Consider the following 21404-nt stretch of genomic DNA (forward strand, 5'->3'; position numbering starts at 1 on the left):
CTTTCCCTATGAAAAGAGTATTACCCTTTTTAATATTTTTGATTGCCTACAGTTCTTTTTCTCAAGAATTTTTCATGGAAAATGGAACAATAAATACCTGTTCAGGTACATTTTATGATTCAGGAGGGCCTGCAGGAACGTATTCTAACGATGAAGATCTTGTTTTTACTATTTGTCCTGAAAACCCAGGGCAATTAATTCAATTAGATTTTACTGTATTTAGCACGCAACTAGGTGCAGATACTATGACCATATATAATGGTGATAGTACAGCCAGTCCAGTATTTGGTACTTTTGATGGAGCCAATGTACCTCCTTATACAGTGGCAACTGCAAACAATGGTTCGGGATGTATAACCATTCAATTTGTATCAAATGATGCCGGGAGTACAACGGGATGGGCGGCTGATATTTCATGTTTTACGCCTTGTCAAACGATAACCTCTCAATTGGATTCATCAACTCCTGAGCCTAATAGTGAAGGTTATATAAGAGTGTGTCCTAATGAGGAAATTACTTTAATAGGAAGCGGTAATTTTGAATTTGATAATTCTGGTGCAACTTATGAGTGGGATTTAGGAGATGGAACGACTCAGACAGGTCAAACAGCAACTGTTTCTTATGATACTCCAGGAGTTTATATAGCAAACTTAAACGTAAGAGATTCAAATACAAGTACAGATCCTCTGGGTTGTTCGAATACAAATTTAATTAACCAAGTTATCCAAGTGGCTACTGAACCTGATTTCGAGGGAACAGCTGCAGTTGATGATACCTTATGTTTTGGCGAAACAACAACTATTGAAGGCGTGGTTAATGCTGTGCCTTTTGTTAATGACTGTACTCCTCCAGTAAGTGGTGTGACATTTTTGCCAGATGGTAATGGAGCTTTTTATCAAACGTGTATCACAGTTGACTGTTATGATTCTAATCAAACGTTGGATGATGTAAATCAATTGATACAGATTTGTCTTAATATGGAGCATTCCTTTTTAGGTGATTTAGAAATTGTTATAGTTAGTCCTAATGGACAATCGGCTACACTAAAAGATTATCCCGGTGGTGGTAGTACTTTTTTAGGTGCACCAATTGATAATGATGCTAATCCTAATCCTGGGGTTGGAGCCGATTATTGTTTTTCTTCGTCAGGCACCACAACTCTAGTAAATGGACCAACTACAAATTTGGGAACTGGAAATGCAATAACTCCTGGAACTTATTTACCACAAGAATCTTTCACCTCTCTCTTAGGAAGCCCCTTAAATGGAGATTGGTGTATTCAAATTACGGATAACTTATTTTCTGATAATGGTTTTATTTTTTCTTGGGGATTGAATTTTGACCCCAATATTCAACCTCCAGAACTGTCATTTACACCTGTGATTACTTCCGAGGCTTGGGATCCAGATCCAACCATAACAGATGTCACAGGAAATGTCATTACTGTTGCTCCAACTGCGGCTGGAGAATATTGTTATACTTACCGTGCATTTGATGATTTTGGTTGTGAATATACTGAGGAGGTATGTATCACGATGGAAGAAGAGATTACTGCAGATGCTGTTCCTTTAGATGATGAAATTTGCGAAGGTGAGAATGCTGTTTTTAATATTGTGGGAACACCAGATACCACAATTAGCTATTCACTGAATTCGGGTGCTACTGAAACACTTTTGTTAGACAGTTCTGGTGTTGGTATTATTACCATAACATCACCACCTCCGTCTAATCAGGTTCTTAATCTTATAGATGTATCTTCAGCAACATGTACTGTTGTCTTAAATGACATTGAAACTATTTTAGTAGGAGAGGCTTTTGATACAAGTTTTTCAGCAACTGCAACATGTGATGGCGCTACGGTGACTATTCTGGGAGATGTTGGTGGTGTATTTGGTTTTGTAGATCCTCAACCTACAGATGGCGCTACTATTGATGCTAATACTGGAATTGTTACCAATGGTGTTTCAAATACGACCTATACTATATTCTATGATTTTGCAACATCTTGTATTCCAGGCACAGAACAACAGTTTACGGTATTATTAGCAGATGATGCTACATTCACCCTGACTTCAACTTGTGATGGTGCGACAGCCTCAATAGAGGGTACAGCTGGAGGTAGCTTCAGTTTCAATCCAGAACCTGGCGATGGCGCCATTATTGATGCAAATACTGGTACCGTCACGGGCGGTAGCTTGGGAACAACTTATAATGTTGAATATACAACACCTGGAGTTTGTTCAGATTCCAGCATTGAAACCTTTAGCATTATCCCTGCGGATGATCCATCATTCAGTTTAGAACCAAATTGTACAGGAGCGACGGCTACTCTTATGGGAGATAGCGGAGGTACATTTGCCTTTGTTGCAGACCCTGCTGACGGTTCTGTAATTGATCCAGCAACAGGAACAATCACAAACGGGGTTCCCGACACTACGTATACTGTGGAGTACACAACCGCTGGTCCTTGTGTCCAAACCGCTCAAGAGACGGTTACCATTTTCTCTGCGGAAGATGCAAGTTTTACTTATACACCAGATTGTGACGGCGCTATAGCCTCCATACAGGGAGACACTGGCGGCACATTCTCCTTCAATACCGATCCCGGTTCTGAGCCGTTTGGTGAAGCACTCGTTGATCCTATAACTGGAGAGCTTTCCAATGTGATACCAGGAGCATCATATAATGTAGACTATACCACCGCGGGCAATTGTCCCGATACACAAACGGTGCTAGTGACCATTTTTGACCAGGACGATTCCAGCTTTAGCCTCTTCCCAACATGTGATGGAGCAACAGCCATTGTTACCGGTATGGACGGCGGGACCTTTGCGTTCGATTCCGCTCCCTTGGATGGGGCGACCATTGATACGGCCACGGGCACCATCACCAACGGTGATTATGAGTCCACCTATACCGTAAGTTATACGACCAACGGGGACTGCCCGACCACAACGGTGCAAACAGTTACCGTATTCGCACAACCAGAGCTGACTGTCCCTACCCCCTTGGAGGTCTGTGACGACGGCACCCCTGACGGTATCACTCTGATCGATCTATCACTTAAGAACACGGAGATCACGGGAGGTAACCCAGGTTATACGGTGAGCTACCATTTCACTGCCTCCGATGCGCAGAGCGGTGTGGACGCTTTGGATATCCCTTACGAGAACGAGTCCAACGGCCAGACGGTCTACGTTAGGGTTGAGGATTCCACTACGGGCTGTTTTGACACGACTGAGCTTGTGCTCACGGTTGAGCAGGCCCCTGTGGCCAATGCCCCATCACCACTTGAGTTCTGTGACCCGGACAGCGATGGCTTCGGGACCTTTGACCTTACGATGAGCGATGGCGAGATCACGGGCGGCGACGCCGGTCTTGAGGTGACCTACCACGAGACCTCTGTCGATGCGCAGAACGGTGTGAACGCGGTGACGAGCCCCTACAGCAACATCGTGATCAACACCCAGACCCTATATGTACGGGTTGAGAGCGGTACGATCGCCACGGACTGTGCGAGCTTTACGCAGCTGCAGTTGGTGGTGAGCCCAACGCCACAGCTCGGCGCCACGCCACCGACCCCACTGGGTGTCTGTGACGATGCCTCCGGTGACGGGATCGCGCAGTTCGACCTTACGGTGAAAGAGGAGGAGATCCTACAGAACCTTGACGACCAGACGCTCTACACGGTGAGCTATTATTTGAGCGCCACCGATGCGAACGTTCCCCAGAACGCCATACTGAACCCCTTTAACTATACCAATATAGAGCCCTTTTCCCAGACCTTGGTGGTCCGGGTAGAGGACAACGCCACGGGCTGTTACAAGCTCACGACCCTAGAGCTTGTGGTCAACGGCCTTCCCGAGCTTACCCAGCCCGCTCCGTTGGAGCTCTGCGACTACGTTTCTTCCGGGGACGAGGTCGAGGGCTTCACCCTTGAGGACGCGACGGACACGATACTTGGTGGCCAGACCGGGATCAGCCTTAGCTTCCATGCGACGCAGGCGGGCGCCGATACCGGCACCGATGTGATCACCAGTCCCTACCAGAACACAGAGAACCCCCAGACGGTCTATGTACTGGCAACGGACGATGTTACGGGCTGTACCAGCACGGTGACGCTCCTGCTCAGGGTGAACCCGATCCCATCGCCGGTAGCGCCGATGGACATCGAGGTGTGCGACGGGGACAACGACGGCTTTGCGAGCTTCGACCTTGAACAGCGCACGGACGCGATCATCGGCGGAGAGGCCGATGTGGAGGTGACCTACCACGAGACCCAGGGCGACGCCGATAGCGGCGAGAACCCACTGACCAGCCCCTACGAGAACATCGTGATGGACGAGCAGGTGGTCTACGTCAGGGCAGAGAACACGGTGACGGGCTGTTACAGCGCCTCACGTACGCTCACCCTTCGCGTGCTCGGCTCGCCCGAGGTACCGTTGGAGATAGAGGACTACGTGATCTGTGATACCGATGCCAATGGCTTTGCACAGTTCGACCTTACGACCAAGAACGCCGAGATCCTTGGCGGACAGTCCGCCGCGGACTATATACTGACCTACCACGTGAGCGCTGCGGCGGCCCAGACGGGCAGTGCCCCTATAGCGAACGTGCTGGCCTATACCAATACCTCGAACCCCCAGACGATCTACGTAAGGCTTGTTGGCAGTGCCAATGGCTGCGCCGATACGGGGCAGTTCGAGATCCGTGTGGAGCTCCCACCGGTCGCGGTACTGCCCGCACCGCTACAGCTCTGCGACGACGATATTGCCGATGAGATCACGGTGTTCGACCTTACGGTGCGCGACACGCAGATCACCGGCGGTGAGGGCAGCTGGAGCGTGTCCTACTATGAGACCCTTGCCCAGGCAAATGGCCAGACAGGTGCGATAGCGGACCCTACGGCCTATACGAACACGACCGTTGGCGGCGCCGCGGCCAATCCGCAGACGCTCTACGCAGTGGTTACGGACACCGATACGGGCTGTACGGACATTACCACGCTGACCATCCGCGTGCTGCCGAACCCGACGCCGACCACGGACCTTCCCGAGCTTGTGCTCTGTGACGATACCGCGCCCGGTGACCTCCAGGAACCGTTCGATTTGACGCTCAACGAGTCGCTGCTGATCAACGGTGAGGACAACGTGACGGCGAGCTACCACACCACGGCCTTTGATGCCGACCAGGGCACGAATGCCATAGTGGACCCGACGGCCTATGAGAACACGGCCACGCCACAGGTGATCTACGCCAGGGTGACCAATGACCTTACGGGCTGCTACACGGTAGTGGAGCAGACCATCTCTGTGGACCCGCTCCCGGCACTGCCAGCAGGCGGAGTTGATGACCTGATCGCCTGTGAGCTTGCGACGGACGGCTTTGCGCCGTTCTTCCTTAGCGATAGGGACCTTGACGTGCTCGACGGGCAGGACCCTGCGCTGTTCACGGTGAGCTACCATATTGACCAGGCGGACGCCGATAACCTTGAGGACGGCCTTGTGAGCCCCTATGTGAACGTGACCAACCCACAGCAGATCTTTGTTGCGGTGACCAATAACGATACGGGCTGCTCGATCAGCACGCTGAGCTTCAACATCGAGGTACAGGAGGGCGCCGCGGCGAACGCCGACATGGCGGATATCCTCTATGAGACCTGTGATGATGAAATGGAGTTTGACGGGGACCCAGGTAACGACAGCGCACAGTTCGACCTGACGCCGGTCACTGACGTGGCGGACCTTGTCCCGGGCAGTGTGCAGGCAGAGGTGCTCGACGGGCAGGACCCGGCGAGCTATACGGTGAGCTACTATGCGAGCGAGGCGGATGCCGCGCTCGGTCAGGATCCCCTGCCGTTCCTCTATGAGAACCTTGTGAACCCACAGGTGATCTGGGCACGTGTCGACAACGATACAGAGGCGGCCGATGGCACGGACAGCTCGATCTGTTATGCGGTCGCCCCGGTGACCCTGCAGGTGAACCCGATGCCATCGTTCGACCTGGAGGACAGCTATGTGCTCTGCGTGGGCACGGACGGCACGGAGGTGATCGGTGCGCCGGTACTGGATACCGGGCTTACGGCACCTGACTACGAATTTGAGTGGACCTTCAACGGCACGGTGATAGCCGGTGCCGATGGGGGCAGCTATATGCCTGGAGCGGAGGGCATCTATGGGGTGAGCGTCACGGACGTATCGACCTCATTGGTGACCAGCTGTGTGGGCTATGACCAGGCGGAGGTGATCGAGAGCGGTCCCCCGGCCGTGAGCGCCGAGGTGCTCACCGATGGCTTTGCAGATCTCCACGTTGTGGAGGTCACGGTGGCCGGTGACGGCAGCTACGAGTACAGCCTTGACGGCGGCCCATGGCAGGACAGTCCCGTGTTCAGTGACGTGTCCCTTGGGGACCACGAGCTGACGGCCAGGGACAGGAACGGCTGTGGCCTTGCCAGCACCACGGTGACGGTACTGGACTACCCGGCGTTCTTCACGCCCAACGGTGACGGTTACAACGACACGTGGAACATTGCGGGGATAAGTGCGCAGGGCAGCGCAAAAATCTTTATATTTGACCGCTTTGGGAAACTGCTCAAGCAGCTGGACCCTACAGGTGCAGGTTGGGACGGTAGCTACAACGGTAGCGCCATGCCAAACAGCGACTACTGGTTCGTTGTCGAGTATCAGGAACCGAACACTGGCACAAGCAAAGAGTTCAAGGCGCACTTTACACTGAAAAGGTAAAGATGCCGATATAGTATAAATAGAAAATAATTGATAAAGTGCCTTCTCATATTACAATGAGAAGGCACTTTTTTTTTATTCAGATAGAGAAGTCAATAGTTAGGTATACCATACTCATAGCTTTGTTCTTAAAACATTGCTTATTGATTATCTCAATAGGCTAGTGGAGGCATGGTTTTTTTAGGTTAGGTTGGTTTTATATCTATATTTATCTGTTAGTAGAAAACCATTTAAAGAAATTAGAAAGAGGCAATGCTAAGTGTTAGTAAGGCGATGGGGTCATTTGAAATGCTTCTACAGATTAGATTTGGAAACTTAGAAAGAATGGTAATAGTATGAAGCTCATTGTTTCATGACGTTTTACTACAATTTACAAGAAGATATTTCTCAATAAAAAAAAGTGCCTAGATCATCTCTAGGCACTTTTTTATTTTATCAGCATGAGTGATAAATTCAGATTATAAATCAAATCCTAAGGATAATGTAATGTTAGAGTTTGTATTATCTAAGGTTACAGGGCTAGTTAGTCCCCTAGAGAATAACTGGTTGTCAATCGTTCTTTCCGAACGGTCGTAAGTCAAGTCTAATCGCGTGCTACCGAAGCTATATCCAAGACCTAAAGAATACCCTGTGAGATCTCCATAAAACGTGTTGTCCACATAAGGACTTTCTTCAAAACGATAACCACCTCTAAAACTTATTTGCTTATAACGATATTCACCACCAACTCTATAGGTATTTGCAGCTTGGAGTATGTCATTCATCGTGCTGTTTTGAGTTGAGAAAAACAAATCTGAAGTAGGCTTGAATTTTGTGTTAGAATAGTCTTTTCTAGAATAGTCAAAACTTAAAAGGCCTTTAGTTCCAAAGACATAAGCTAAACTTCCGGTAATTTTGCCAGGCGTTTGTAATTTGTAATCAGGAAAAATATTGATGATGTTTGGATTTATCACAATGTTATCTGTACCCAGATCGTCACTTATTACTGTAGATAAATATTGTGTAGTTTCTTCAGCTATGGTGTACCATGTTGGAGATTGATATGTTAATCCAGCTCTTAAATCGTTAGTTAGCTTAATAATGGTTCCTAATTGAAAAGAAAAACCATTTCCTGTTGTAAACAATGAATTTTCAAAATCTACATTAGTGACTAAAGAATTTTCGTTAGAATTAGATTCGGTAAAATTTGAAAATCGCTCATAGCTTATAAAGTGTGCATTCAAGTTAAGACCAAAATAAAGATGTTCTCCATATTGAGTGGCTGCATTAAAGCTCATTTTTCCGTTATATCCAGTTTCAACTTTAGAATACCCTTGGTTAAATCTGTCACCACTAATATTTGAGGTGTAAGATGTATTGGCGTCTGTATCTTCATCAGGCTCTAAAATAAAAGATTCATAACCTAAAAATGCTTGTTGGTTTCCGTAGCCATAAAAAGATCCTATTTCAGAATAAGCTTGGCCTAATGTTTCATCTTCAAATGCCGAGATTTCATCTAATCTTAAATTTTCAGCATAAGACAAAAAATAATTATCAATAGAGCGCGTATTTGTTCCACGAACACTCCAGTTGTTATCAAAATTACCCGTTTTATCATAGGCAAAACTCAAGGTGAATTTTTTCCAAGGTGAGTTTTCATCAGTATTATTGAATACAAACGCGGCACCGACTTGATTGAGATCAAATTTAGACTCTGATGACGACCCTCTCCCTTCAAAAAAAGAGACATCATTATTGACTGTGAGATTCGATAGCGAAAATGAGGCATGACTTCTATTAAAAATAGCTGACCCTGCAGGATTCAAACTTACTGCAGACATTTCTCCTCCCAATGCTCCAAAGGCACCACCCATAGCTCTAAATCGAGCAGAGCCTTGAATTTCATCTTGAGAATATCTTACAGCATCAGAAATTTCCTGAGCGTAACTATGAGTCATAGCGCATATACCTATGAATAGTAAACTTAACTTTTTCATACTAATTTTTTAAATAAATACTCTTGTGCTGTTATTATCTGCCTCCACGTCTAGAAGAGCCACCACCTGAGGATCTAGAGCTTCCGCCAGATGATCGAGATGAACTACTTCTACTACTTCTTACTGAAGGCGAACTACTTCTAGATGAAGATCTAGAACTTCTCACAGAAGGAGAAGAACTTCTTCTAGGTGTAGATACTCGCGTTCGGTTGCTTCTACTTCTTACATTAGAAGAGCTTCTAGTAGAGGATGAACGTATTGAAGAGCGGCTTGATCTAGATCGTGTAACGTTAGAATCAAAACGTCTTCTTGTAGTGTTTGAGGTTGCATTTCTACGAGAATTAGTGGCAGACGATCTTCTTGAAACCGTATTACCTCTGTTCAATACAGAATTTGCGTTACCTCTTCTGCCTGTATTATAGGCGTATCCTCTTCGTGAGTTATTTCTGTAGTAGTTGTTATAACCATAATATCCAGGCGGACACCAAAATGAATTGTATCCATATCCCCAACCTACGTTGTAGCCCCAGTTATTCCATCCCCAACCGAAACCGTTATTCCATCCCCAAGGTCTATTCCATCCCCAGTTATTCCAACCATAACCGTAACCAAAACCTGCATTCCAGCCAAAATTATTCCATCCGTTGTCATAAACATTAACCGTAACGTTTTCATTAGCGGCTCCCCATCCAGCATAACCTACCTGTTCTTCATCTTCTAAGGTTTCGTCATAATCGCTAGAATAAGATTCTATATCTGTAAAAATCACGCTCTCGTCTTGAGGGATGTCTTCATACTGATTTGATTTCTCAGCAAAATAATTTTTGTAATATGAATTGTCGCCGACTTCTGTCGTGGCGGCTGGAGTTGCTTCTTCATAAACAACGACTTCATCCTCTTCGTAAATACCATCATTGGAGTAGCCAACGTATTGGTAAGAACCACAAGAGGCTAAAACAAATGTGAAGCCAAGTGCCATAAAAAATGTAAATTTCTTCTGTATGTAGTTTCTGATCTTCATGTCTCTCTCTTTTTTTATTGTTGAACATAACAAAAATAGTTAGTTTTGTCGAACTATTTTCCTATTTAACATAGTCACAAGATTTGTGCCAAAACCTTAACAATGAGCAAAAACCTTACAAGTAGAAGTGAAGATTATTCCAAATGGTACAATGAATTGGTTGTAAAGGCCGATCTCGCTGAAAATTCTGCAGTACGGGGTTGTATGGTTATCAAGCCATATGGTTATGCAATCTGGGAGAAAATGCAAGCGGAATTAGATAGAATGTTCAAAGAAACGGGGCATCAAAATGCCTATTTTCCATTATTTGTACCGAAAAGTCTTTTTGAAGCTGAAGAAAAAAATGCTGAGGGTTTTGCTAAGGAATGCGCTGTTGTAACCCATTATCGATTACAGAATGATCCTGATAACCCAGGAAAGCTAAGAGTTGATCCCGAAGCAAAGTTAGAGGAGGAGCTTGTGGTGCGACCAACGAGTGAAGCCATTATTTGGAACACTTATAGAGGGTGGATACAGAGTTATAGAGATTTGCCGCTGTTGATTAATCAATGGGCTAACGTGGTAAGATGGGAAATGCGTACCAGATTATTTTTAAGAACTGCGGAGTTTTTATGGCAAGAAGGGCATACGGCACATGCAACAAAACAGGAAGCTATTGCAGAGGCAGAACAAATGAATGGTATTTATGCCGAATTTGCCGAGCAGTTTATGGCTATTCCAGTGATAAAAGGTCTTAAATCTGAAAGTGAACGTTTTGCAGGTGCAGTAGAAACGTATTGTATTGAAGCGTTAATGCAGGACGGAAAGGCGCTACAAGCAGGAACATCACATTTTTTAGGTCAGAACTTCGCCAAGGCTTTTGATGTTAAGTTTGCGAACAATGAAGGCAAGCAAGAATATGTTTGGGCAACCTCTTGGGGGGTGTCTACACGTCTTATGGGCGCTTTAATCATGACGCATAGTGATGATAAGGGTCTGGTATTACCTCCAAATTTGGCGCCTTCTCAAGTGGTGATTGTACCTATATATAAAAATGACGAGCAATTGGCGACTATTACCGAAAAAGCCAATTCTATAATCAGCGCCCTTAAGGTTTTGGGGGTAAGCTGTAAGTTTGATGGTAGAACAACACACCGTCCCGGAGCTAAATTTGCACAGCACGAGCTTCAAGGAGTGCCTTTGCGAATAGCGATTGGACCAAAAGACCTTGAAAATAATACAGTGGAGCTAGCGAGGCGAGATACGCTTTCTAAGGAAATTGTTTCCTTTGAAGGGTTAGAGCAGAACGTGGAAGCCTTATTGAAGACCATTCAAGATGAACTTTTCTCAAAAGCCTTGTCCTTTAGAGATGAACATATCACTGAAGTGAATGATTTTGAGGAATTCAAAGCGGTTTTAAACACAAAAACAGGGTTTGTATCTGCGCATTGGGATGGTACTGTAGAGACTGAAAAAGAGATTAAGGAATTGACAAAAGCAACGATTAGATGCATCCCTATGGACAATAAAAAGGAAGATGGTATCTGTGTTTACAGTGGGAAGCCATCGACTCAGCGAGTGCTTTTTGCAAAAGCTTATTAAATTTTTTAAAAAAAAAATTAGCTAACTATTGCAACATTTAAAAATAGTTGTATTTTTGCATCCGCAATGAGGAATTGCTAGTTCATTTGAAATCTGAAAATAGAGTTATTTAAAACGAAACTTTCAGAATTATATTACTAACAAATGGCCCGTTCGTCTATCGGCTAGGACGCCAGGTTTTCATCCTGGTAAGAGGGGTTCGATTCCCCTACGGGCTACAATATTTAATTAGAAAAACAATAATGGCAAATCACAAGTCAGCATTAAAAAGAATTAGAAGCAACGAAGCTAAGCGCTTAACCAACAGATACCAGCACAAGACTACTCGTGGGGCTATCAAAAAGTTACGCGATATGGAATCTGCTAAAGAGGCAAATGAATTTTTACCTCAGGTAGTATCTATGATTGATAAGTTAGCTAAGAAAAATGTTATCCATGATAACAAGGCGTCCAACTTAAAGTCAAATTTGGCTAAGCACGTTGCGACCTTGAAATAAGGATATATCTTATTCTTTTATTAAAAATTAGAAAACCTCTCCATAACGGAGAGGTTTTTTTGCTTGCATCCTTAGCTGTTTAAAATCCGTTTCATAAGGTTTTAGTGTTTGTCTATATCAAGATGTGTTCAACTGTATCAAAGCGGCTTGTAGCTCTTTAAAAGACGGGAGGATTCATTGTTGCAAATCTCATCGGTTGTCCTTCTAAGATGTGGTTGGATCAAAAAAAAAGTCCTTGATATCAATATCAAGGACTTTCTTGTTTATAAAGCTTTGAGGCGCTTTTTATCCATTCATGGATATTAAGAACTCTTCGTTGTTTTTTGTTTGCTTAAAGCGATCATTAATGAATTCCATAGCTTCTACTGGATTCATGTCTGCTAAGTATTTACGCATCACCCACATTCTTTGAATGGTGGTCTCGTCAAGTAAAATATCATCTCTTCTTGTACTTGAAGAGGTCAAATCAATAGCAGGGAAAATTCTTCGGTTCGATATTTTACGATCCAATTGTAGTTCCATGTTTCCTGTACCTTTAAACTCTTCAAAGATCACTTCGTCCATTTTAGAACCAGTTTCTGTAAGTGCTGTTGCAATGATGGTTAAAGATCCACCGTTCTCAATGTTACGAGCGGCACCAAAAAATCGTTTTGGTTTGTGCAGTGCGTTGGCATCAACACCACCACTTAAAATTTTACCAGAAGCAGGTTGTACGGTGTTATAAGCTCGGGCCAAACGTGTGATAGAATCCAAAAGAATCACAACATCATGACCACATTCTACTAAACGTTTTGCTTTTTCCAATACGATATTAGCAATTTTAACATGCTCGTGTGCCTCTTTATCAAAGGTAGAGGCAATAACTTCACCTCTTACATTACGTTGCATATCTGTGACCTCTTCAGGGCGTTCATCTATCAATAAAATCATTTGATAGACTTCAGGATGATTTGCTGCAATAGCATTGGCCACATCTTTTAATAACATGGTCTTACCCGTTTTTGGTTGAGACACAATCATACCACGTTGTCCTTTTCCAATAGGAGAGAACAAATCCATGATACGTGTTGAAATGGTACTTTGCTTTTCAGCGATATTGAATTTTTCCTGTGGAAACAAAGGTGTCAAATGTTCAAAAGAAACACGATCCCTAACCACTTCAGGTTTTTGACCATTAATTTTACTCACACGAATTAACGGGAAATATTTTTCTCCTTCTTTTGGAGGACGCACATGACCTAAAACAGTGTCTCCGGTTTTTAAACCGAATAAACGTATTTGGGATTGTGATACATAAATATCATCAGGAGAGGATAGGTAATTGTAATCAGAAGATCTTAAAAAGCCATAACCATCTTGCATAATGTCTAAAACACCTTCGCTTTGGATGATGGCATCAAATTCAAAATCAGGTTCTCTATAACGGTTTCGGGTATCCTTATTGCCGTTATTTTTATGGTTATTGTTGTTATTATTGCTGCTGTTAGAGTTGGTATTGCCATCCTTTGAGCGAGAATTTCCTTTGTTATCGTTAGAATTCTTCGGGCGCGGATTTGGCTTAGACTTATTATCGTTTTGATTAGAAGTCCTTTTATCTTGATTGTTGGAGCTGTTCGAAGATTTTGGATGATTTGATCTGGTGTCCTTTTTCTCCTCTGGACTAGCTTTGCTTGGTCCGTTATTATTTCCATCTTTATCGGTTGGCTCCGTTTTTTGCTGAGAAGTCTTATCTTCTTTCTTGGGCTGAGTTCTTGGTTTCGCCTGTCTTGGTTTTTTCTGCGGAGCTGGTTTTTTGCTATCATCATTGCTTTTAGAAGCAGTGTCTGTAGACGCAGTTTCTTTGGGACTATCCGCTTCAATAACTTCACTTTTGACTTTATCAGGATTGGCCGCTTGGAGATCTAATATTTGATATACCAAGTCCAATTTTTTCATTGTGCGGTACTTAGGCACATTTAGTTTTTGAGCTATGCCTTGAAGTTCAGGAAGCTTTTTTGCTTTTAATTCGGAAATTTCGAACATGTATGTAATTACTAATTAAGTTTATTCTTTGAAATGGATTTGTTTCTTAACTTTTCTGGAACCTAAAATTTGTGGGAAAAATTTGAAATAAATCTGAAGATTAACAATCTGTTATGCTGTTGATAACAGTTCTGTTACTGCAATAATACGATTTTATTTTAATTTTTGAAGTCAATTTCAAAAAGAAACTATTAATTTTGTCCCTCCATTAAGGAGATTAGAATGATTCAACGCATACAAACGGTTTATTTATTATTGGCGGCAGTGGCATCTGCTGGCTTGATTTTCGTTTTCCATCTATGGACCAATAGTAAGGAGGTTGCCGTTTATGCTATGGATGACATGCTGTATTTAGGTTTATTTCTAGGTTCTGCATTGCTATCCATAATTTCAATTTTTAATTATAAAAAAAGGAAGTTTCAATTTGTATTGGGACGTCTTAATATCATATTAAACTTTATTTTGTTAGGCATATTTGTTTATCAACTGCTAATGCCACCTGGAGAGAGTGATATCTCGGAGAAAGGTGTTGGGATTTTTATTCCTATTTTATCTATCGTGTTGTTGGTTTTGGCCAACAAGGCCATAAAAAAGGATGAAGATCTTGTAAAATCTGTGGATCGATTACGATGAACCTATAATCTTAATTATTTTAGTGCGTGAACCCGGGGTGAAGATCCCGGGTTTTTTTTTGGGTTTTTTCTGAAATTTTAAAAGCGAAGCATATGTCCAACTATAGATGAAGTGCATCTTACTCTTGATATAGTTAAAATGAATACCAGATTGATGCTTTAAGAACAACTACTTCGGAAACTCTATAACTTCTAAATTCTCAATTTTTTTACCATCAATCGTAAACCTGATCATAGTTCTCACTTTATGAAAACCATGAGTTCCTATGGCTCCAGGATTCATGTGGATCAAGTTGTAGCGTTTATCTGGCATCACTTTCAAGATATGTGAATGGCCGCAAATAAATAGTCGCGGTGGATGTGCTTTAATGAGATCTCGCGTTCTCATATTGTATTTTGGTGGATAGCCTCCAATATGCGTTATAAACACCTCCACATCCTCGCATAGAAACCTGCTGTTCTCAGAAAATTCTGCTCTTGCCGTTGTGCCATCAATATTTCCGTATACCGCTCTTAGCGGTTTTAAAGCCTTAATGGCATCTGTTACCTTTAAATCTCCAATGTCTCCAGCATGCCATACTTCGTCGGCTTGCTTCACATATTTTAAAATGACTTCATCAATATAACTGTGCGTATCAGAAAGTAAGAGAATTTTTTTCAAGGTGTTGTTTTAGAAGTTAAATTGAAACGATTGGTTTTTAAAACTGCTGCGGTTTTAAAAGGGATTTCTAGTTATCTTTACAGCTTACAAAAGTAACGGATTACATTGAGATTTTTTATCGAATTATCCTATAACGGAAGTGCTTATCACGGTTGGCAAAGACAACCCAATGCAATCTCTGTACAACAGGTCTTAGAAGAAAGTTTATCGACTATTTTACAAGAAACGATAGTTGTTTTTGGAGCAGGTAGAACAGATGCCGGAGTTCACGCGTCGCAAATGTTTGCCCATTTTGATGTTGACCGTCAATTGCCAGAAGCACTGGTTTTTAAACTGAATTCATTATTGCCAGTGGATATTGCTGTTCACGATCTCTTTGAGGTAAAAGAAGATGCCCACGCGCGCTTCAATGCACAAAGCCGAAGTTATATCTATAAGATTTCGGTTCGTAAAAATGTGTTTAATACGCACTTTGCATTTTCATTTCATAAAGATTTGAATATAAATCGTATGAATGAAGCCTGTAAAATCCTATTTCAGTATAAGGATTTTCAATGTTTTTCAAAGTCAAATACAGATGTAAAAACGTATCATTGTAAAATTATGGAAGCACAGTGGTACGTGAAGGATCATGAGCTTCATTTTCAGATCACAGCCGATCGTTTTTTACGAAATATGGTTAGAGCAATTGTAGGAACGCTTATTGAAATAGGCGTCGGTAAATTAAATGTTGAGGATTTGCATAAAATTATTACGTCAAAAGATAGGAGCGAGGCAGGGTTTTCTGTACCAGCACACGGTCTGTACTTAACAGATATAAGATATCCCGATTCCATAAAACGAGATTAAATACACATGGAGAAACAAAAGAAAAAAGCGTTTGACCTAACCTTGTTTAAAAGGTTGCTACAATACATTCATCCTTACAAATCTATTTTTGTAGGATCTTTAATCTGTGTGATAGGTCTTGCTGCTTTTGGCGCATTACGGCCATTAGTATTGCAGAGGGCTATCGATCAACATGTGGCAATTAAAGCCTATGACGGCTTTATGCTTTTGATCATTGTCATGATAGCACTTCTTGTATTGGAAGTCGTGAGTCAGTTGCTGTTTATATACTTTGCTAGTGTGTTAGGGCAATCTGTAGTAAAGGATATTCGTGTTAAATTATATAACCATGTCTTGAGATTTCGAATGAAATATTATGACTCCTCTTCGGTAGGTGTGCTAATTACAAGAACAGTGACAGATATGGAACGTATTGCAGACATCTTTGGTCAAGGTTTGTTTATGATTTTTAGTGACGTTCTCAAAATGTTGGTTGTTGGTGGTGTGATGTTTTATATCAATTGGAAACTGAGTATGATTGCATTTGTGACCATGCCAATTGTGCTCTTTGCTACCAAGATTTTTCAGAAGTACATGAAACGTGCTTTTGAGGAAGTAAGAAATGAAGTGTCCAATCTCAATTCTTTTGTTCAAGAACGTATAACGGGAATGAAAATCTTGCAATTATTTACAAGAGAAGCTACCGAATTAAAGAAATTTAAGGCCATTAATGAGCGTCACAAGAAGGGCTGGTTAAAAACCGTTTGGTACAACTCTGTGTTTTTTCCAATTGCCGATTTGTTATCATCTATTACCTTAGGAACCATCATCTGGGTTGGTGGATTAATGGTGTTTGTAGGTAATACTGCAACAGAGGGAGACTTGTTTGCATTTATCATGTTTGTACCGATGTTGTTTAGGCCTTTAAATCAAATTGCCAATAAGTTCAATACCTTACAAATGGGTATGGTTGCAGCAGACCGTGTTTTTAAGGTTTTGGATACCACATCTCAAATTGATGATGTTGGGACTGTAGAGGCTTCAGAGTTTAAGGGAGATATTAAGTTTAATGATGTGTATTTTTCTTATGTGGACGATGAAGAAGTGCTGAAAGGGATTTCGTTAGAAGTAGAGGCCGGCCAAACCATTGCTATTGTTGGCTCTACTGGAGCAGGTAAATCGACCATTATCAATTTACTGAACCGGTTTTATGATATCCAAAAAGGGACCATATATATTGACGGGACCGATATTAAAAGTATGACCTTAAAATCTCTAAGAGCGCAAATCGCAGTAGTGTTGCAGGATGTGTTTTTATTTGCAGATACCATCTTAAATAATATCACGCTTAAAGATGAGCGCATTTCTGAAGCGGATGTCATGCAGGCTGCTAAAGACATTGGCATTCATGATTTTATTATGAGCTTGCCCAATGGATATCATTATAACGTCAAAGAGCGTGGGGTAATGTTGTCTTCTGGACAGCGTCAATTGATTTCCTTTTTAAGAGCTTACGTAACCAATCCTAGCATTTTAATTTTGGATGAGGCTACATCTTCTGTAGATTCCTATTCTGAACAGTTGATTCAAGATGCTACAGATAAGATTACCAAAGGCAGAACGTCTATCGTTATTGCGCATCGTTTGGCAACAGTACAGCAGGCCGATCAAATTCTAGTTATGGATGCTGGTCAAATTGTAGAGAGAGGATCTCATAAAGAGCTGCTTCAAGTAGAAAATGGGTATTATCGGAATCTTTACGAAGTTCAATTTTTGAGAGCAGAGGCGGTTTAGTTTTTCTTCGGAACAAAATCCTCTAAATTCAAAGTACCTGTGAGAAACAGCAGTATTGTGACAAGTATTGAAATACCGATGTAAAAGAAAAAGAACACTACTGAAAATAGTAAAATTTTTAGGATAAGCTGTTTTATGCTTAAATTGAATAAGCGCTTAAAGATATAACAGTGGTAAACAAAAATGAAAATGTACATCACAATAGCGAAAGACATATACTTATTTGGTAAGGTCAATAAAACAAGAAGGCCAAAAACCACTGAGAGTATAGAGTACACAGACATGCTATAGAGATACAGTATTACATGCTCGGTATAATTATATTTCTTATTGTAAAAAACGATCAAGCCAACTAATGCAGCAAGCGGTATAAGTAGCGAAAAAAAGAGAGAACCATATTCTAAAGAAAAATCTGATGTGATTGACATGATTTTTCTCGTAGCTTCATTTTCAGCAGAAGCGATATTTCCCATCATTTGAGATGCATCAAGATATTTTTTAAAGAATTTACTTATTATAAAAATGTTTAATCCGTTTATAGTTAAAATAATACCGAAGAAACTCACAGGATTGACATACCGTTTTCTCACACCTTGAACGTAAGTGTCAATTACAACTTCTGGCTTTTTGAACATGTCAATAAATGTGCGCAACAATTTATTATCGTAGTTGAAAAAGGTTTCGGTAAAATGTTCAAAAAGATTTTTAAAAGTTAGTCGGTTTCTTATCACTTTCCCACCACAAAGGTTGCAGTAGTCACTGTTAGAAGGTAGTTGGCTATGGCAGTTTTTACAATGCATCACCTATTAAGATAAGTCCTCGTCAAGTATTGAGGTTAATTCTTGAATGTCGTCAAACATAACAAATTCACCGCTTTTAAGATAAGAGATCTGTCCCGTTTCTTCGCTAACCACCAATGCCACAGCATCTGTTTTTTCAGTAATACCAATGGCAGCTCGGTGTCTTAGCCCAAAACGCTGTGGGATGTTACGCTCATTACTCACGGGTAAAATAACCCGTGTAGCCTTAACCACATTATTTTCTATGATGATGGCGCCATCGTGAAGCGGACTATTTTTAAAAAAGATACTTTCAATAATGGGTTGTGTTACCTTGATGTTCATCTCGTCTCCCGTATTGGTCAAAAAATCTAAACTGTTATTTCGTTCCAATACAATAAGCGCTCCTGTTCTACTTTCCGACATTTTATCGCAGGCCGAAATAATGGCAATGATATCATTCTCGCTTTTACTCTCTGTTTTTAGGAATCGAAGTTTACTAAAAATTTTACCGCGACCACTCAAATTTGTTGAGCCCAGCATGAGCAGAAATTTTCTTATTTCAGGTTGAAAAACAACAATTAGGGCAATAATTCCCACGTTGATGAATCCGTCAAAAACACGGTGAAGCATAAACATATTGAGAAAATCCGTAAGTCGCCACACGAGATAGACCACAATAATCCCAATAAAAATATTAATGGCAACAGTGCCTTTAACGAGTTTGTAAATATAGTAGAGTAGGATGGCGACTAAAAAAACATCAATAAAATCGATGATGCCGAAATCCCAAAATTTGAATTTATCCAAGATAATACTGTTTTCGTAAATTTAGCAAAATAAACAGCATTCTAAAATTAATTGAGGGCAGAGCTAAGATTAATACACTCCATGGCTTCTTTAACATCATGAACCCTTAAAATATGCGCTCCTTTATGTAGCGCCATCATATTAAGGGCGGTTGTTCCGTTAAGCGCTTTTTCCGAAGTGGTATTTAAGGTTTTATAAATCATCGATTTTCTAGAGAGCCCTATTAAAATAGGGAGTTCTGCCATATGTAAAAGCTCTAGTTTATGGAGGAGTTCAAAATTTTGTGGGATGGTTTTTGCAAATCCAAATCCCGGATCTATGATCAAATCAACCAAACCTAACTTACGGGCTTTTGCTATACGTTCAGAAAAATAGAAAAGGATGTCTTTTACCAAATCTTCGTAATCTGTAAGCTGTTGCATGGTTTGAGGTGTACCACGACTGTGCATCATGATATACGGCACATTTAATTGCGCAATGGTGTTGAGCATGGCTTTATCCAGATGACCTGCAGAAATATCATTGATCATGCACGCTCCTGCATTGATACAAGCTTTTGCAACTTGACTTCGGAAGGTATCAATAGAAATCAAAATCTCAGGAAAGCTCTCGAGCAACATGTGGAGAACCGGAAGTATTCTCTCTAATTCTTCTGTTTCTGAAACATGAGCAGCTCCCGGTCTTGAACTATAGGCACCCACATCTATAAAGGTAGCGCCATCGTGCAGCATTTTCTCTGTTTGCTGTAGGATTTCATCTTGATTGTTATAGCGGCCACCATCGTAAAACGAATCTGGCGTAAGATTTAAAATGCCCATCACCTTTGGTGCGCTCAAATTGATGAGTTGTCCTTTACAATTGATGGTCATTTTAACTTAATATTTCCGAAGTATGAATTTATAGATACTCGTCGCTGGCCTTAAGTTTCTCTGTGTTTTCGGCAAGCATCAGCTCGTTAAGGATTTTTTGGATATCTCCATTAACGATATTTTGCAAATCATATAAGGTTAGCCCAATTCTATGATCGGTCACTCGGCCTTGAGAATAGTTATAAGTTCTAATCTTGGCACTTCTATCTCCAGAAGATACCATACTACCACGTTTGGCTGCATCTTCTTCTTGTTTTTTGGCCAATTCTAGATCGTAAAGTCGAGAACGAAGTACTTTAAAAGCCTTTTCCTTGTTTTTATGTTGAGATTTTTGATCTTGACATTGCGCTACCAAACCTGTAGGCTCATGCGTTAATCGTACTGCAGAGTAGGTGGTGTTTACAGATTGCCCGCCTGGTCCAGAGGAGCAGAAATAATCTACACGAACATCTTTAGGATCTACTTCAATATCAAATTCTTCAGCCTCAGGAAACACCATACAGGTTGCTGCACTGGTATGCACACGGCCTTGGGTTTCGGTTTGTGGTACCCGTTGTACACGGTGTACACCGGCTTCAAACTTGAGGGTGCCATAGACGTCTTCTCCAGTAACTTCAAACTGAATCTCTTTAAAGCCACCGTTGGTGCCTTCGCTATAATCTACAGTATCCACTTTCCAGCCTCTACTTTCACAGTATTTGGTATACATTCTATACAAATCTCCGGCAAAAATACTGGCTTCATCGCCTCCTGTTCCTGCACGTAGCTCGACCACTGCATTTTTAGAATCTTCAGGATCTTTAGGAATCAACAAAAAGCGAATTGCATCTTCCAAGACAGGGATTCCTGCTTTAGCCTCGTCGTATTGCATTTTGGCCATTTCTACCATCTCAGGATCACCACCCTCAGAAATAATACTTTCAGCTTCCTTTAGGTTGTCTGTAAGTTCAATGTATTCCTCACGTTTGTCCATGAGTAATCTTAAGTCTTTATATTCCTTATTAAGGGATACATAGCGCTTTTGATCTGTAATAATATCGGGTTGTATGATGAGGTCACTGACTTCATCAAATCTTTGTTTCACTATTTGGAGTTTCTCTAACATCTATCTTCTAAAATATTGGATTCAAAAATACGATAATTTATGGATTTGCTTGGCATTGAAAATAGCACCATCCAACAAAAATAATT

General features: G+C 41.7%; 14 protein-coding genes and 1 tRNA gene. 7 read left to right on the top strand and 8 right to left on the bottom strand.

Annotated elements, in window-relative coordinates; all coding sequences use genetic code 11:
* Positions 1–8 precede the first annotated feature (8 nt).
* Positions 9–6743 carry a T9SS type B sorting domain-containing protein gene (locus tag P176_RS19595; RefSeq protein ID WP_081820731.1) on the top strand — a complete coding sequence of 2245 codons (6735 nt, stop codon included), beginning with the start codon at positions 9–11 and terminating at the stop codon, positions 6741–6743.
* 458 nt (positions 6744–7201) lie between these two features.
* Here the strand turns inward: P176_RS19595 and P176_RS0115170 are convergent, their stop codons facing one another.
* Both P176_RS0115170 and P176_RS20100 read right to left on the bottom strand, forming a co-directional pair.
* Positions 7202–8719 carry an OmpP1/FadL family transporter gene (locus P176_RS0115170; protein ID WP_026755507.1) on the bottom strand — a complete coding sequence of 506 codons (1518 nt, stop codon included), beginning with the start codon at positions 8717–8719 and terminating at the stop codon, positions 7202–7204.
* A 34-nt stretch (positions 8720–8753) separates the two neighbouring features.
* Positions 8754–9740 (bottom strand): hypothetical protein, encoded by a 987-nt coding sequence (locus P176_RS20100; protein WP_026755508.1) that lies wholly within the window; start codon positions 9738–9740, stop codon positions 8754–8756.
* 102 nt (positions 9741–9842) lie between these two features.
* Here P176_RS20100 and proS point away from each other — a divergent pair, with 102 nt between their 5' ends.
* From proS to rpsT, 3 genes are all read left to right on the top strand, one after another.
* Positions 9843–11321 (top strand): proline--tRNA ligase, encoded by a 1479-nt coding sequence (gene proS, locus P176_RS0115180; RefSeq protein WP_026755509.1) that lies wholly within the window; start codon positions 9843–9845, stop codon positions 11319–11321.
* A 146-nt stretch (positions 11322–11467) separates the two neighbouring features.
* Positions 11468–11539: transfer RNA gene (locus P176_RS0115185), tRNA-Glu, on the top strand.
* A gap of 24 nt (positions 11540–11563) precedes the next feature.
* Positions 11564–11818, top strand: a complete 255-nt coding sequence (gene rpsT, locus P176_RS0115190; protein ID WP_026755510.1) for a 30S ribosomal protein S20 — start codon at positions 11564–11566, stop codon at positions 11816–11818.
* Between the two features lie 285 nt (positions 11819–12103).
* Here rpsT and rho read toward each other — a convergent pair whose 3' ends face one another.
* The gene (gene rho / locus P176_RS0115195) at positions 12104–13840 is read right to left on the bottom strand and encodes a transcription termination factor Rho (RefSeq protein WP_026755511.1); all 1737 of its coding nucleotides are present in this window, start codon (positions 13838–13840) and stop codon (positions 12104–12106) included.
* Positions 13841–14062: 222 nt separating this feature from the next.
* Between rho and P176_RS0115200 the strand changes: the two genes are divergently transcribed.
* Positions 14063–14473: a DUF4293 domain-containing protein gene (locus P176_RS0115200; RefSeq protein ID WP_026755512.1), complete on the top strand. Its 411-nt coding sequence runs from the start codon at positions 14063–14065 to the stop codon at positions 14471–14473.
* 168 nt (positions 14474–14641) lie between these two features.
* On the opposite strand, the gene P176_RS0115205 is transcribed toward P176_RS0115200, so the two are convergent.
* Entirely contained in the window at positions 14642–15133 is a 492-nt protein-coding gene (locus P176_RS0115205; protein WP_026755513.1) for a metallophosphoesterase, read from the bottom strand.
* Between the two features lie 105 nt (positions 15134–15238).
* On the opposite strand from P176_RS0115205, the gene truA reads away from it, so the two are divergent.
* On the top strand, positions 15239–15982 hold the full coding sequence (gene truA / locus P176_RS0115210; RefSeq protein ID WP_051605521.1) for a tRNA pseudouridine(38-40) synthase TruA: 744 nt from the start codon (positions 15239–15241) through the stop codon (positions 15980–15982).
* Between the two features lie 6 nt (positions 15983–15988).
* Complete coding sequence (locus tag P176_RS0115215; RefSeq protein ID WP_026755515.1) at positions 15989–17755, top strand: ABC transporter ATP-binding protein; 1767 nt, start codon at positions 15989–15991, stop codon at positions 17753–17755.
* Here P176_RS0115215 and P176_RS19605 read toward each other — a convergent pair.
* The 4 genes from P176_RS19605 to prfA are packed head-to-tail and all read right to left on the bottom strand — an operon-like array spanning position 17752 to position 21318.
* Positions 17752–18555: a DUF3667 domain-containing protein gene (locus P176_RS19605; protein WP_081820732.1), complete on the bottom strand. Its 804-nt coding sequence runs from the start codon at positions 18553–18555 to the stop codon at positions 17752–17754. The genes P176_RS0115215 and P176_RS19605 overlap by 4 nt on opposite strands.
* Before the next feature lie 6 nt (positions 18556–18561).
* The gene (cdaA, locus tag P176_RS0115225) at positions 18562–19344 is read right to left on the bottom strand and encodes a diadenylate cyclase CdaA (protein WP_026755516.1); all 783 of its coding nucleotides are present in this window, start codon (positions 19342–19344) and stop codon (positions 18562–18564) included.
* Between the two features lie 47 nt (positions 19345–19391).
* Positions 19392–20213 carry a dihydropteroate synthase gene (gene folP / locus P176_RS0115230; RefSeq protein WP_026755517.1) on the bottom strand — a complete coding sequence of 274 codons (822 nt, stop codon included), beginning with the start codon at positions 20211–20213 and terminating at the stop codon, positions 19392–19394.
* A 28-nt stretch (positions 20214–20241) separates the two neighbouring features.
* A complete protein-coding gene (gene prfA / locus P176_RS0115235) occupies positions 20242–21318 on the bottom strand; it encodes a peptide chain release factor 1 (RefSeq protein ID WP_026755518.1) in 1077 nt (358 codons plus the stop codon).
* Positions 21319–21404: the final 86 nt, after the last annotated feature.

Source organism: Sediminibacter sp. Hel_I_10, assembly GCF_000688335.1.
Lineage (GTDB): Bacteria > Bacteroidota > Bacteroidia > Flavobacteriales > Flavobacteriaceae > Psychroserpens.

What these genes read in the sequence shown, in the direction of transcription:
- rho (WP_026755511.1), bottom strand. Translation starts at nt 13,840, where the DNA reads ATGTTCGAAATTTCCGAATTAAAAGCAAAAAAGCTTCCTGAACTTCAA.
- P176_RS0115215 (WP_026755515.1), top strand. Translation starts at nt 15,989, where the DNA reads ATGGAGAAACAAAAGAAAAAAGCGTTTGACCTAACCTTGTTTAAAAGG.
- prfA (WP_026755518.1), bottom strand. Translation starts at nt 21,318, where the DNA reads ATGTTAGAGAAACTCCAAATAGTGAAACAAAGATTTGATGAAGTCAGT.
- proS (WP_026755509.1), top strand. Translation starts at nt 9,843, where the DNA reads ATGAGCAAAAACCTTACAAGTAGAAGTGAAGATTATTCCAAATGGTAC.
- folP (WP_026755517.1), bottom strand. Translation starts at nt 20,213, where the DNA reads ATGACCATCAATTGTAAAGGACAACTCATCAATTTGAGCGCACCAAAG.
- P176_RS0115200 (WP_026755512.1), top strand. Translation starts at nt 14,063, where the DNA reads ATGATTCAACGCATACAAACGGTTTATTTATTATTGGCGGCAGTGGCA.
- P176_RS0115170 (WP_026755507.1), bottom strand. Translation starts at nt 8,719, where the DNA reads ATGAAAAAGTTAAGTTTACTATTCATAGGTATATGCGCTATGACTCAT.
- P176_RS20100 (WP_026755508.1), bottom strand. Translation starts at nt 9,740, where the DNA reads ATGAAGATCAGAAACTACATACAGAAGAAATTTACATTTTTTATGGCA.
- P176_RS19595 (WP_081820731.1), top strand. Translation starts at nt 9, where the DNA reads ATGAAAAGAGTATTACCCTTTTTAATATTTTTGATTGCCTACAGTTCT.
- rpsT (WP_026755510.1), top strand. Translation starts at nt 11,564, where the DNA reads ATGGCAAATCACAAGTCAGCATTAAAAAGAATTAGAAGCAACGAAGCT.
- P176_RS19605 (WP_081820732.1), bottom strand. Translation starts at nt 18,555, where the DNA reads ATGCATTGTAAAAACTGCCATAGCCAACTACCTTCTAACAGTGACTAC.